Origin of the sequence: Promicromonospora sp. NPDC052451 (assembly GCF_044547525.1) — a bacterium.
In the GTDB taxonomy this organism is placed as follows: domain Bacteria; phylum Actinomycetota; class Actinomycetes; order Actinomycetales; family Cellulomonadaceae; genus Promicromonospora.
In genome coordinates, this window is sequence record NZ_JBIUAP010000009.1 from 165,647 (window position 1) to 178,684 (window position 13,038).

General features: G+C 74.8%; 11 protein-coding genes. 5 read left to right on the forward strand and 6 right to left on the reverse strand.

What is annotated here, in order from left to right:
* Nucleotides 1–44: 44 nt before the first annotated feature.
* Complete coding sequence (locus ACIG47_RS17370) at nucleotides 45–1,352, forward strand: serine hydrolase domain-containing protein (protein WP_397432245.1); 1,308 nt, start codon at nucleotides 45–47, stop codon at nucleotides 1,350–1,352.
* A gap of 58 nt (nucleotides 1,353–1,410) precedes the next feature.
* On the forward strand, nucleotides 1,411–2,016 hold the full coding sequence (locus tag ACIG47_RS17375; protein ID WP_397432246.1) for a nitroreductase family protein: 606 nt from the start codon (nucleotides 1,411–1,413) through the stop codon (nucleotides 2,014–2,016).
* 55 nt (nucleotides 2,017–2,071) lie between these two features.
* On the opposite strand, the gene ACIG47_RS17380 is transcribed toward ACIG47_RS17375, so the two are convergent.
* Nucleotides 2,072–3,055 carry an aldo/keto reductase gene (locus ACIG47_RS17380; protein ID WP_397432247.1) on the reverse strand — a complete coding sequence of 328 codons (984 nt, stop codon included), beginning with the start codon at nucleotides 3,053–3,055 and terminating at the stop codon, nucleotides 2,072–2,074.
* Nucleotides 3,056–3,145: 90 nt separating this feature from the next.
* On the opposite strand from ACIG47_RS17380, the gene ACIG47_RS17385 reads away from it, so the two are divergent.
* The gene (locus ACIG47_RS17385; RefSeq protein ID WP_397432248.1) at nucleotides 3,146–4,699 is read left to right on the forward strand and encodes a PLP-dependent aminotransferase family protein; all 1,554 of its coding nucleotides are present in this window, start codon (nucleotides 3,146–3,148) and stop codon (nucleotides 4,697–4,699) included.
* A 4-nt stretch (nucleotides 4,700–4,703) separates the two neighbouring features.
* On the opposite strand, the gene ACIG47_RS17390 is transcribed toward ACIG47_RS17385, so the two are convergent.
* The 3 genes from ACIG47_RS17390 to cofD all read right to left on the reverse strand — a co-directional run bounded on the left by ACIG47_RS17390 (nucleotide 4,704) and on the right by cofD (nucleotide 7,524).
* A complete protein-coding gene (locus tag ACIG47_RS17390; RefSeq protein ID WP_397432249.1) occupies nucleotides 4,704–5,846 on the reverse strand; it encodes an FAD-dependent monooxygenase in 1,143 nt (380 codons plus the stop codon).
* 68 nt (nucleotides 5,847–5,914) lie between these two features.
* Complete coding sequence (gene cofC / locus ACIG47_RS17395; RefSeq protein WP_397432250.1) at nucleotides 5,915–6,574, reverse strand: 2-phospho-L-lactate guanylyltransferase; 660 nt, start codon at nucleotides 6,572–6,574, stop codon at nucleotides 5,915–5,917.
* Nucleotides 6,571–7,524, reverse strand: a complete 954-nt coding sequence (cofD, locus tag ACIG47_RS17400) for a 2-phospho-L-lactate transferase (protein WP_397432251.1) — start codon at nucleotides 7,522–7,524, stop codon at nucleotides 6,571–6,573. The genes cofC and cofD overlap by 4 nt, the downstream gene beginning before the upstream one ends.
* Nucleotides 7,525–7,572: 48 nt before the next feature.
* Between cofD and ACIG47_RS17405 the strand changes: the two genes are divergently transcribed.
* Nucleotides 7,573–7,896: an MTH1187 family thiamine-binding protein gene (locus ACIG47_RS17405; protein ID WP_397413305.1), complete on the forward strand. Its 324-nt coding sequence runs from the start codon at nucleotides 7,573–7,575 to the stop codon at nucleotides 7,894–7,896.
* 126 nt (nucleotides 7,897–8,022) lie between these two features.
* Entirely contained in the window at nucleotides 8,023–10,098 is a 2,076-nt protein-coding gene (locus ACIG47_RS17410) for a hypothetical protein (RefSeq protein WP_397432252.1), read from the forward strand.
* A 21-nt stretch (nucleotides 10,099–10,119) separates the two neighbouring features.
* Here the strand turns inward: ACIG47_RS17410 and ACIG47_RS17415 are convergent, their stop codons facing one another.
* Together ACIG47_RS17415 and ACIG47_RS17420 are read right to left on the reverse strand one after the other, a co-directional pair.
* Nucleotides 10,120–11,124 carry a LacI family DNA-binding transcriptional regulator gene (locus tag ACIG47_RS17415; RefSeq protein WP_397432253.1) on the reverse strand — a complete coding sequence of 335 codons (1,005 nt, stop codon included), beginning with the start codon at nucleotides 11,122–11,124 and terminating at the stop codon, nucleotides 10,120–10,122.
* A gap of 114 nt (nucleotides 11,125–11,238) precedes the next feature.
* On the reverse strand, nucleotides 11,239–12,921 hold the full coding sequence (locus ACIG47_RS17420; RefSeq protein WP_397432254.1) for a discoidin domain-containing protein: 1,683 nt from the start codon (nucleotides 12,919–12,921) through the stop codon (nucleotides 11,239–11,241).
* Between the last annotated feature and the right edge of the window lie 117 nt (nucleotides 12,922–13,038).

Below are 13,038 nucleotides of genomic sequence, written 5' to 3' on the forward strand. Positions count from 1 at the left end.
CTGCTCGCCAGGATGGGAGCACAGCCGAGACGAAGGAGACTCCCATGGATCGCACCACCCGCAGGGCGGCGCTTGCCCTGAGCGCGACCCTGGCGCTCGCCGCGCCGCTGGCCGTCGCCGGTTCCGCGCACGCCGCCGGCGAGGACCGGCCGTCCGCGACGGCGTCCGGGCCCGGCGCCCCCGTGCTGGACGCGCCCGAGACCCTGTCCGCCACGGTGGCCGACGCCGCCCGCGCGGCCCAGCGCGACCAGGCACGCCTCCGGACGACGGCACCAGGGGCACCGGCCCGTGCCGAGCTCGACGCCGCCCTCGACGCCCTCGTGGCGGACGGTGCGATCGCGGTGACGGCCCGCGTCGAGACGGCGTCGGGCACGTGGAGCGGTGCCGCCGGGACCCGCGAGCGCGAGGGCCGCGCGCCCGCCCGGGAGCGCGACCGGTTCCGCGTGGCGAGCAACACCAAGCCGATGATCGCGACCCTGGTCATGCAGGAGGTGGAGAAGGGCACCTGGACGCTCGACACTCCCGTGGAGGACGTGCTGCCCGGCGTGATGCCGGCGGGTGTGACCATCGAGCAGCTCCTGAGCCACCGGTCGGGGGCGCCCACCGCCACCGACTGGATCCTGACGTCCCGGGTGACCGACCCGACGTCGCTGGACGAGGTCTTCGCGGTGATGGGCCAGGAGGTCACCGACGCCGACCACGTCGAGGCCCTGCAGTCCGCGCCGTGGATGAACGAGCCCGGCGCCGGGTTCTCCTACTCGAACGCCGGGTACGTGGTGCTCGGCATGATGCTGGAGGAGGTCACCGGGCGCAGCGTCGAGTCGCTGCTGCGGCACCGGGTGTTCGCCCCGGCGGGCATGTGGCAGAGCGCCTACCCGGACGACCCGGGCGCGTGGGGGCCGTTCCTGCACGAGTCGGCGTACACGGGGCCCGAGGGCGCCGGCTGGTACGACCTGGACCACTGGGACCCGAGCCTGTTCGCCGCCGCGGGGGCCGTCACCAGCACCACGGAGGACCTCGCCGACTTCACGGAGGCCCTGGTCACGGGCCGGCTGGTCGACGAGGAGACGGCTGCGGACATGCTGGAGCCGCGCACCGTCGGGCAGGAGACGTTCCCCGACTACGGCCTGGGCGTGTACCGGGTCCCGGACCCGTGCGAGCCCGGCGCCTGGCTCTACGGGCACGACGGCGCCTCGTACGGCACCCAGTCCATCAACCTGACGTCGCCTGACGGCGCGCGGCAGGTCGTGATCGGCATCACCGGACGGGACCTGGCCTACCCGTACTACACCGACGAGCCGCTGTACGACCCGAGCGAGCTGCTCACGCTGATGATGCAGGAGAGCTGCTGACGGGTCGGCCGGGCGCGGGGTGCCGGACGGCACCCCGCAGCGGGGCAGAATGCGCGACATGGAGTTTCAGGACGTCGTGCGCAAGCGGCGGATGCATCGGAAGTTCACCGACGAGCCCGTGCCGGCCGCGGCCGTCGACCGGATCACCCGCAACGCCGTGCGCGCGCCCAGCGCCGGGTTCAGCCAGGGCTGGGCGTTCGTGGTGCTGCAGGAGCCCGGGGACCGGGACCGGTTCTGGGCCGCGTCGACCCCGGACGACTCGGAGCGGGACATGTCCGCCTGGCTCGACGGCATGCGGACCGCCCCGGTGATCGTGCTGGCGCTCGCGTCCAAGGCGGCCTACCTGAACCGGTACGCCGAGCGGGACAAGGGCTGGGCGGACCTCGACGAGGCGCGCTGGCCCGTCCCGTTCTGGCACGTCGACGTCGGCATGGCATCGCTGCTCATGCTGCAGACCGCCGTCGACGAGGGGCTGGGTGCCTGCTTCTTCGGCGTCGCGCCGCCCCGGGTGGCGGCGGTCCGGGCGGAGCTCGGCATCCCGGACGAGTTCGAGATCACCGGGGTCGTCGCCGTCGGGCACCCGGCCGACGGCGGGGCGCAGGGCTCGCCCACGCGCCGGCCCCGCAAGCCGGAGTCCGAGGTGATCCGGCACGGCGGCTGGTGACGCCCACCCGCCGGGCGCTCGGGTCACCCGGTGACCCGAGCGCCCGGCCCCTGGTTCAGGCCGCGTCGAGGCGGGCGCGGGTCTCGTCGTCCAGGACCAGGTCGACGGCGGCCAGGGCCTCGTCGAGCTGGGCCACGCTGCTCGCCCCGAACACCGGGATCACCGGCACCTCACCGCCCAGGAGCCAGGCGAGCGCCACCTGGTTCGGCGTGGCCCCGATCTCCGCGGCGACGGCGCGCAGCACCGCGACGCGCTCGCGCGACCCGGCGTGGTCCGAACCGTCGTAGTACGGCTTGTCGTCCCGGACGAAGACGCCCTGGTGCAGCGGGGAGTACGCCATGACGGCGAGCCCCGGCCGGCCGTCGGTGCCGGTGGACCGGGCGTAGTCCAGCAGCTCGGGCGTGGCCCAGTTGGTGCGGACGGGCTGCGGCCGCGGGTACACGTAGCTGTAGCACTGCTGCACCGCGCCGTACGGCGCCACCCCCAGCCGCGCGGCGGTCTCGCGGGCCTCGACGAGGCGCCACAGCGCGACGTTCGAGATGCCCGGGATGCCGACGATCCCCTCCTCGACCAGCTTGCCGAAGGCACCGACCGTCTCCTCCAGCGGCGTCTCCCGGTCGTCCACGTGCCCGTACAGCAGGTCGATGTGGTCGATGCCCAGGTGGCGCAGGCTCTCGCGCGCCTCCCGGTCGATCGTCGTGGCGGCCAGCCCCTGGTAGTTGGTGGGCGGCGTGTTGGACAGCGGCAGGGCCGGGTCCTTCTTCGCCGCGCCCAGCTTGGTCGCGATCCGCAGCTCGTCGCGGTTGCCCCGCGCGGCGAGCCAGCGGCCGAGCACGTCCTCGGAGTCTCGGCCGTAGCCGCCGACCCAGGCGTTGTAGTTGTTGGCCGTGTCGAGGAACGTGCCCCCGGCCTCGACGAACCGGTCCAGGATCGCGAACGACGTCTCCTCGTCCGTGCGCGTGCCCATGAACATGGTGCCCAGGCACAGCGTGGACACCTCGAACGACGTGTGCGCGCCTGCCAGCGTGCGGTACTGCATGGTCTGCTCCTTCGGCCTGCATGGTCCCGGGCCCGCGCCCGGCACCCACCACGCTAGGCAGCGATCGGTCTGGTGCTACGGTCCAATGCCATGCCGAAGGGCCAGACCAATTCCGCCGAGGTGCTGATCGCCCTCGCCCCCGGGCCGGGGGCGCTGCGGCACCGGCTGGAGGCGGCGCTCCTGGAGGACATCGCCTCCGGCCGCCTGGCGCCGGGCACGGCGCTCCCGCCGAGCCGGGCGCTCGCCGACGCCCTCGGGATCTCGCGCTGGGTGGTCACCGAGGCGTACGGGCACCTGGTGAACAAGGGGATCCTGGAGGCGCGCACCGGGTCCGCCACCCGCGTGGCGGCCGCGGTGCCCGACGACGCCGCGGGCAGCCGGCCGGACACCGGACCGTCGGCGGGGAGCCCGGCCCGCGTCGCGCGCCCGGTGCGGGTGAACGGACGGGCGGGGCCGGTGCCGGGCGGGCCGGCGCCGGGCCCCGTCGCGGAGCGCGCACCGGACCGGGCCACCCACGACCTCGCCCCCGGTGTGCCGGACCTGCGGCACGTGCCCCGCCAGGCCTGGCTGCGCGCGGCGCGCGACGCGCTCGCCGAGGCGAGCAACCTGGACCTCGGGGCCCAGCCGGCCGCGGGGCACCCGGGCGCACGGTCCGCCGTGGCCACCCACCTGCGCCGGGCCCGGGTGGTGTCGGCCCCCGACGGCGCCGTCGTGCTCACCCGGGGTGCCACCGACGGCATGTCGCGCATCGCCGCCGCGCTCGCCGACGCCGGGCACACGCACCTGCTCGTCGAGGACCCGAGCTGGGCCGCGCTGCGGGACGTGGCCGCCGACGCCGGCCTCACCCCGGTCCCCGTGCCGGTCGACGACGACGGGATCACGGTGGACGGGCTGCACGCCGCGACGGCCCGGACGGGTGCCCGGGCCCTGCTGCTCACACCCGCCCACCAGTTCCCGCTCGGCGCCGTGCTGCCGGACGGCCGGCGGGCGGACGTGCTCGACTGGGCGCGGCAGGTGGACGGGCTCGTGGTCGAGGACGACTACGACGCGGAGTTCCGCTACGACCGGCGCCCGGTGCCGACCCTCCAGGGCCGGGGACCGGACCGGGTGCTGCTGCTGGGCTCGACGAGCAAGACGCTGTCGCCCGCGTTCGGGATCGGCTGGATGGTGGTCCCCGAACGCTGGCGCGCGGCGGTGCTGGGGGTCTCCGTACGCCGCGGCCCCGCGCCGGGCCCGAGCACGCTCGACCAGCTCACCCTGGCCCGGTTCGTCGGCGACGGCGCGTACGCACGTCATCTGCGTGCGGCCCGTGCCCGGTACTCCCGGCGCCGCGCCGCGCTCCTGGCGGCCCTGGGCCGCGAGCTGCCCGGTGCGCGGGTCGGCGGGATCGCGGCCGGGATGCACGTCACGGTGGACCTGGCCGGCGTGGACCTGCCCGGTGTCGACCCCGGGGCGCTCGACGTGGCCGCCGTCGTGCGCGAGGGGGCGGCGCGGGAGGTAGCGCTGGTCGACGTGCGGCGGTACCGGGCGGTGCCGCCGGCCCGGTCGACCGTGCTGGTGGTGGGTTACGGGAACCTCGCCGACGCGCGGCTGGGCGAGGCCGTCCGCGGCCTGCGCGCGGCGGTCGAGGCCGCCGCGCGCTGACCGGTCAGGGCTCGCGGGAGACCAGGTCGGAGATCGTGCGGTGCAGGCCTGGTACGTCGCCCCGCTCGTGGGCCAGGAGCCAGGACGCGATCTGGTCGGACACCTCGACGACGGCGGCCGCACGCGGCACCCGGCGCTCGTGGAACTCGGTCCACAGGGCGTCGGCCAGGCGGTCGTGCCGAGCCAGCACGTCGCCCAGCACGACGGCGTCCTCCACCGCCTGGGCCGCGCCCTGTGCGACGGTCGGCGGGCAGGAGTGCGCGGCGTCGCCGATGACGACCACGCGCCCCCGGTTCCACGGCGCGGGCACCAGGTGGCTGGTGAACCAGGTGTAGTGGACGTGCTCGGCGCCGCGTTCGAGCTGGGCGCGGATGTCGTTCCAGTGGGCGCCGTAGGGGCGGGCCAGCTCGGCCATCAGGCGGGAGCCCTCGGCGGGGGTGAGGCCCTGCCGGTCCTGCTTGTCCTCGACCAGGTAGGCGTACATGGTGTCCTCGCCGGTGGGGCAGAAGCCCGCGATGTACGAGGGCCCCCCGAACACGAGCTCGGTGTGGTCGGCTCCCGCAGGGCGCCGGACGAATGCCCGGAAGATGCCCATGCCGTTGGGCTCGGGCCTGGTCGCGATGCCGATCAGCTCGCGGACCGTGGAGTTCAGGCCGTCCGCCCCGACCACGAGGTCGTGCGTCGCGCGGTCCGGTCCGCCGGCCGTGGCGAGGTCGAGCGTGACGGCGTCGTCGTCCTGGACGAGTGCCGTGACCCGGGTGCCGGAGCGGACCACGGCGCCGACGGCCCGCGCGCGGGCGAGCAGGATCTCGGCCAGGTCGGGCCGGTACATGCCGGCCGTGGCCGGGTAGTCCGGGCCGCCCATGGCGTTGTCGTGCATCTCGGCGACCAGCGGCGCCTCCGGTCCCGGCGCCCGGATCCCGGTCACGTCGAACGAGTACGACCGCCGGCGCACCTGGTCCCACACCCCGAGCCGGTCGAGGGCCCGCAGCGCGTTCCCCTGGAGCGTGATCCCGGACCCCAGCGTGCCGAGGTCGGGCTTCGCCTCGTAGACGACCACGCGGATCCCGGCCTCGGCCAGCAGGATGGCGGCCGCGAGGCCCGAGACCCCCGCGCCGACGACCCCGACGTTCTGCACAGCGCTCACGGTGACTCCCTGGGGCAGATGTCCTTCGCAATACCGCGCAAAGTACATCAGACCGGACGAGCCACCCGTCAGCAGGAAGCGCGCAGACCCGGCACCTGCTGCCCCACGACGGCCCGCACCTCGTCCGGGAGCTGCGACCAGTCGTCGGCGGTGTCCAGGTCGACGGCGGTCCCCGGCCGGTCCACCACCGTCGCGGCGAGCCCCCGGGTCTCCGCCTCGGCCAGGTGCGCGGCGAGCGATCCGGTCCCGAACCGGAACCGGAACCCGGCTCCGGACGGGAGCAGGAGCAGGTTGGTGCCCGAGCGGTTGCGGTCGGTGGCGACCACGACCGGCGCGTCCTGGGCCAGGAGGGCGGTCACGTCGGCCGGGGTGAGCGCGGGCAGGTCGGCGTGGGCCACCAGGAGGCGGGCGGACCGCGGTGACTCCGCGAGCAGGTGCGCCCGGGCGTGCTCCAGGGCCGGGTTCAGTCCCGGGCGGCCGGCGGGCTGCTCCAGCACCTCCACCTCCAGCCCGGCCAGGGTGTCCCGGGCGAAGGCCGGGTCGGCCGTGACCACGACCACCCGCCCGATCCCGTCGGACGCGAGCAGCGTCGCCACCACGTGCCGCGCCAGCACCCGGACCAGCCGGCGTCGCGAGGCGGCGTCCAGCACCGCGGCGAGCCGGGACTTGCCCGAGACGCCGTCGCGCAGTGGCACCACCGCCGTCGTGCTCGGGGAACCGTCCGTCACGCCAGGGCCAGGAGCTCGCGGGCCAGGCGCTCGCGGCCGGGCGGGCCGCCCATGATCGTGTCGGTGACGTGCACCGTCAGGCCGAGGTCCGCGACCGGTCCGGCGAGGCCCGCGTCGCGCTCGTCGATCACCATCACGTCGACGAGGTCCGCATAGATACGGGCCACGCCCAGGGCCGACACCTCGTGCCCGAGCGACTCCAGGATCTGGGCGGCCGGGCCCTTGATCGCCTGCCCGCCCACGATCGGGCTCACCGCCATACGCCGGCCGGGGGCGGTCGCCAGCGACTCTCGGACGCCGCGCACCGCGAGCAGCGGCTCGATGGACAGGAACGGGTTGGACGGCGCGACCACCACGAGCTCCGCGGCCAGCGCGTCGAGCACGCCGGGGGCCGGGCGTGCGGCGTCGGCCCCGTCGAAGTGCAGGCCGAGGACGGCGTCCGCGTGCTGCCGGCCCACGAAGTACTCCTGGAAGCCGAGGCGGCCCGAGGGGGTGTCGACGAGGGTGGCGAGCCGGTCGTCCGTGACGGGCAGGACCCGGGGGCGCACGCCCGTCGACCGCGCCAGGTGCGCCGTGACGGCGGACAGCGGCTCGCCCCGGCGCAGACGGGCGGTGCGCACGATGTGGGTCGCCAGGTCGCGGTCGCCGAGCGTGAACCAGGTGTCCTCGCCGAGGTCCTGCAGCGCGCCGAGGGTCGCGTACGACTCGCCGCGCAGGCCCCAGCCCCGGTCCTCGTCGTTCAGGCCCGCGAGCGTGTAGAGGACGGTGTCGAGGTCGGGGGAGATGGCGAGGCCGTGGAGATCGGTGTCGTCGCCGACGTTCACGACGACGGTCAGCGCGGGCTCGTCGTCGACGGGCGTCGTACTGGTGGGGGCCGCGCCGAGCGCGAGGTCGAGGCCGTGCGCGAGCCGCGCACCGCCGACCCCGCCGGCGAGGAGGGTGACGTTCACGCGTCGAGCCTACGTCCGCCGCGAACCCGTCAGGGGCAGACTGGGGGCATGGCTGTCTTCGCGTTCTCCGTCGCCCCCATGACCGCGGGCGAGTCCGTGGCCGAATCCGTCGCCGAGGCCGTCCGCATCGTCCGGGAGTCCGGGCTCCCGAACCGGACCACCTCGATGTTCACCGAGATCGAGGGCTCGTGGGACGAGGTGATGCCCGTGATCCAGCGGGCCACCGACTCCGTGGCCCGCGGCGGGCACCGCGTCTCGCTCGTCATCAAGGCCGACATCCGCCCCGGCGCCCCGGCCGGGCAGATCGACAGCAAGATCGCCCGGGTCGAGGAGCGCCTGGCCGCCGACGAGTCGGAGACGGGCCACTCCTGATCGAGCGGTGCTGATCCCCGGGTGAGGCCAAGCCTCACGATCCCTTCACTCGCGTGTTTCCGGTCTCTTGCGCCCGGCCTTTAGGCTAAGGCGGACCAATGCGGCAAGACCCGGGGAGATCACGAGATGCCACTGTTCGAGGTCGACACCCAGCGGCCCCTCCTCGTGACGTCCGCGGGCGGCAAGGGCGGCTCGGAGCCGGGCCTGAAGACGACGGCGAACCAGGTGGTCGACTCCCACATCGACGGCCTGCTCGGCGAGGAGGTCTTCCCCATCGCGCAGGGGTCCGGCCCGGACGAGCCGCACCTGCTCGCGCTCGATGCGTCCGGTTCGCCCGTCGTCGTCGAGCTGGTCGCCGACCTCGACCGGGAGAACCTCGCCAAGGCGCTCGACCACGCGGGCGCGGCCGGCCGGCTGACGCGCGCCGACCTCGCCGCGCGCTACAGCGGCGGCGCGAGCTCGTTCCAGCACGACGTCGCGGCGTTCTACGACAGCGTGCCGATCACCCGCACGCAGGCGGGCAAGAACGGCGGGTCCGGCGCACGGCTCATCATCATCTGCCAGAACGCCCCCGACGAGATCCTCAACGCCGTCGACTTCCTGCGCCAGCCCTCGATGCCCGTCGAGGTGCTGAAGATGGGCGTGGTGAACTCGGACGACGGCCGCAAGTTCCTCGACGTCTCACCGCTCGTGGTGCACCTCCCGCCGGGCCTGCCGGCCCCGAAGTCGGCGCCGATCGGCGGCACCATCACGGCCTCGATGGACAGCTCGGTGAGCACGTCCATGGACGCGGGCGTCACCGGCGGCGTCACGGGCGGCGGGTCCGCACCGAAGGACGCCTTCGAGGAGGGCGTGAAGGTCGGGTACGCCCTCACGGGCAAGATGCCGGTCGTCGCGCAGACGCCGCAGTCCCGCACCGACCGTGAGCCGCACGCGCTGCAGTCGCGCTCCGAGCGGGCGGCGAAGCAGGCCGAGCGGTCCAACCGCACCGCGGCGCCGGCTCCGCTGGCCGACAACCCGCCCTCGGGCCCGACCAACGCCGCGACCGGCCTGCGGGCCGGCCTCCGCTCGGGCGGTGCCCGGTCCGGCGCCGCCGAGCGCGCGGGCGGCACCCGTGCCTCGCGCCGGGCGCAGGCCGCCGCGAGCTCGTCCGACGCCGCACCGGTCCCTGCTCCGCCGGCCGCGCCGAGCCCCGTCCCGCCGCCCCCGAGCGGCGCGCAGGTCTCGCCGGTCCGCCCGGGCGCCGAGTCCCGCCCGACGCCGACCACGCCCCCGCGCCTCTCGGCCAGCCGCTCCTCGCTGGGCGACGCCACCATGCCCTCCGTGCCCGTCCAGTCGGTCCCGGCCCCGGACTCCGCGCCCGCTCCGGCACCCGCGATGCGGCGGCGCTCGCGCACCGACCGGTTCGCGGCGTCGTCGCAGCCCGACGAGCCGACGTCGGCCTACCCGCCGTCGAACCCGACGCCGTCGGCCGCGCCCGCGTACCCGGGGGGCGGCGTGCAGCCGCAGCCCGACGAGAACCTGTGGCAGCCGCCGTCGTACGACAACGGCACCCCGTACGTCGCGGACGAGCCGGCCGACCTCGACATCACGCAGCCGCGCTACACGCCCGAGCCGAGCTACCAGGGCGAGTCCAGCTTCGCGCCCGCCCCGTCCTCGTACGGCTACACGGCTGACGCCCCGGCCTACGACCAGGGCGGATACGGGTACGGCGAGCCGACCGCCTACCAGGACTCCTACGCGGATCCGGCGGCGTCCGTCGCCACGGACCGGGCACCCTGGGAGTCCGGCGGCTACCTGTCCGGACCCGACACCGGCTTCGGCGGGCCGACGTTCGACGCGGACCCCTACCCGTCGAGCGCTCCCGAGGCGCCCGCGCGCCCCGTGCCGCCGAACGAGAGCATCCGGGCCAGCACCCCGATGCTGTTCGAGGAGGAGGACGACCCCGACCTGGAGGCGCTGGCCCGCAGCATCGGCACGCCCACGCGCATCGTGTGGTCGCGTCCGCGCCGCAACCAGCACTTCGAGGCGATGCTCCTGCCGGACGGCGCCATCGAGCTCACCAACGGCGCTCGCTACCGGCACCCGGACTCGGCGGCCACGGCGGCGTCCGGCTCGTACACGGCCGACGGCTGGAACGTGTGGCGCATCGGCGACACCGGACCGACGCTGGTCGAGGAGTTCTCCCGCCGGTTCGCCTGAGCCGGCGGGCCGGACCGCCGGTCAGCCGGAGGCGCGCACCACGAGCTCGGGCACGAAGGTCGCAGAGCCGCCCGTGCTCGCGCCGTCCAGTGCGGCGAGCAGCAGCCGCGCCATGGCGCTGGCCATGTCCTCGACGGGCTGCCGCACGGTCGTGAGCGGTGGGTGGGCCTGGGCGGCGACGCTCGAGTCGTCGAAGCCCACCACGGCGACGTCGCGCGGCACGTCCCGGCCGGCGGCCCGCAGAGCCGTCGAGACGCCGTCCGCCATGAGGTCGTTCGCCGCGAAGACGCCGTCGATGTCCGGCCGGGCGGCCAGGAGGGCGCGGACCGCGGCCTCGCCGCCCGGGCGCGTGAAGTCGGCGGGGACCACCTCGGGCTCCCGCAGGCCGGCGGCGCGCACGCCGTCGAGGAAACCCTGGAGCCGGGCGTGCCCGAACGGGGCGTCGGCGGGCCCGGCGACCACCGCGAGCCGGGTGCGGCCGGCGCCCGCGAGGTGCTCGGCCGCCAGCCGTCCGCCGGCGGCCTGGTCCAGGTCGACCCAGGCGACGTCCGCCAGGTCGGTGCGGGTGGACAGCACCAGCGGCACGGCGAGGCCGGCGAGCCGCCCCGGCAGCGGGTCGGCGGAGCTGGACGTGATGAGCAGGACGCCGTCGACGTGCCCTTGCCGCACGTACCGCACCACCTGGTCGTGGGCGGGCGGGTCGGCGGGGATGATCGCGAGGTGGATGTCGCGGGGCCGCAGCACCTCCTGCGCGCCCGCCGTCACGCGGCCCAGGTACGGGTCGGTGAAGAGGCGTTCGAGGAACGGCAGCGGCGAACGCTGCTCCGGCGGCTCGGAGACCACGAGCGCCACCGAGCCCGTGCGTCGCGTCACGAGGGAGCGGGCCGCGAGGTTCGGCACGTACCCGGTCTCCTCGATCGCCCGCCGCACCACTTCGACGATCTCGGGGTCGACGGTGGGCACCTCGTTGATCACCCGCGACACGGTCGCGCGCGAGACCCCGGCCACCGAGGCGACGACCTCCAAGGTAGGACGTTGCACCCGCCCTTTATACCCCCCACCCCGCTTCGTCGAGTGCTGGGTTCTCGCCCTTTCTCGTGCCTCGAAGGGGCGAGAACCCAGCACTCGACGAACGAAGGGTTACTGGTAGACGCGGACGTAGTCGACGAGCATGCGGGACGGGAACGGGGTGCTCGCGTCCGGCGGGCCGGGCCAGTCACCGCCCACCGCGAGGTTGAGGATCAGGTAGAACTCGTGGTCGTAGACCCACGGCCCGCGCGTCGACTCGACCGTGTCCTTGTCCGCGTAGAACACGTCGCGGCCGTCGAGCGAGAACTGGATGCCCTCGCTGTCCCACTCGGCGGCCCAGGTGTGGAAGCCGTCCGAGATCTTCGACCCGTCCGGCAGGGCGTACGCCCCGCCGTAGCCGCCCCCGCCGTTGTACGCGGGGGCGTGCAGCGTGGAGTGGGCCTGGGTCGGGTTCTGGCCGATGAACTCCATGATGTCGATCTCCCCGTTGTACGGCCAGGGGCGGCCGTCGAGGAAGTCGGAGCCCATCATCCAGAACGCGGGCCACAGGCCGCGGCCCTCGGGCACCTTCACGCGGGCCTCGAACCGGCCGTACTGCGCGTGGAACGTGTTCGAGGTGTTCATCCGGTGCGACGTGTACTGCCGGCCGTCACGGTCCTCCCGCCGGGCCTCCAGCACGAAGTTGCCCTGACCGTCCTGGAACCCGTTGCCGCTCGGGGTGTAGACCTGCTGCTCGTTGTTCTGCGGCAGGCCCGCGTCGATGTGCCACTTCGAGCCGTCGGCCGCGGTGCCCGCCGGGCCGTTGAACTCGTCGCTCCACACCAGGTCGAGGTCGTCGAAGTCGGGGTCGGCGGGCTCGGCCGGGGGAGCGGTGGGCGCGCCGCCGGTGCCGTAGACCTGGAACTCCCAGAGCGAGTAGCCGTAGGGGCCGCTCCGGTCGCGCATGTGCACGCGCACGTGCCGGCCGTTCGCGTCGAGCGGGATGGTCTGCTTGAAACCGGTGCCGTTCGTGGTCGTGTGCACGGTGCGCCACGTCGAGCCGTTGTCGGAGACCTCGATGTCGAACGTCGTCGCGAACGCCGGGTCCCACTGCAGCACCACGCTGGTCACGTGCGCGGCGGCCCCGAGGTCCACGGCGATCCAGCCCTCGTCGACCCAGCCCGTGTCGGGGCTGACGGCCCAGCGGCTGGCCGGGTCGAGGTCGAAGGCCTTGTCGGGGGAGCAGAGCCAGCAGTTGCCGTCGTTCTGCGAGCTGGAGGCGCTGCCCTGCTTGCCGTAGGAGAGGAGCGAGGTGTCGGTGGGCGTGCCGCCCCCGGTGCCGAACACCTGCAGCTCCCAGAGGGAGACGCCCCACTGGGTGGCGCGCTGGGTGGCCCAGAGCCGCAGGTAGCGGCCGGAGCCGTCGACGTCGAGGCTCTGGTCGCCGCCCGTACCGGTGGTGGTCGAGTAGATCGTGGACCACGCCGCGCCGTCGGCCGAGGTCTCGATACGGAAGCCGGACGCGTACGCCGTCTCCCAGTCGAGCACGACCCGGTCGATCGCCTGGACGGAGCCCAGGTCGATGCGGATCCACTGGTTGTCGGCGGCGGCGCTGGACCAGCGGGTGCCGGGGTCGCCGTCGACGGCAGCGGCGCCGGTGCTCCAGTCGAACTCGGTGCTGGACGTGGTGACGGGCCGGCCCTGGGAGAGCGGTTCGGCGGCGGCCGAGGCGGTGGTGACCTGGGTGATCGCACCCAGGGCGAGGAGGGCCGCGGCGGTGGTCGCTGCCGCGAGCAGGCGGAGGTGTCTGCGCATCTGACGTGCTCCTTCGAACGTCGGTCTGGCACTTCGGGCAGTGTGAGAGAGCGCTCTCTGACACTGTCGCGGACATTCCGGACCCGGGTCAAGGCTTTCGGCGAAGTTTGCTGACCG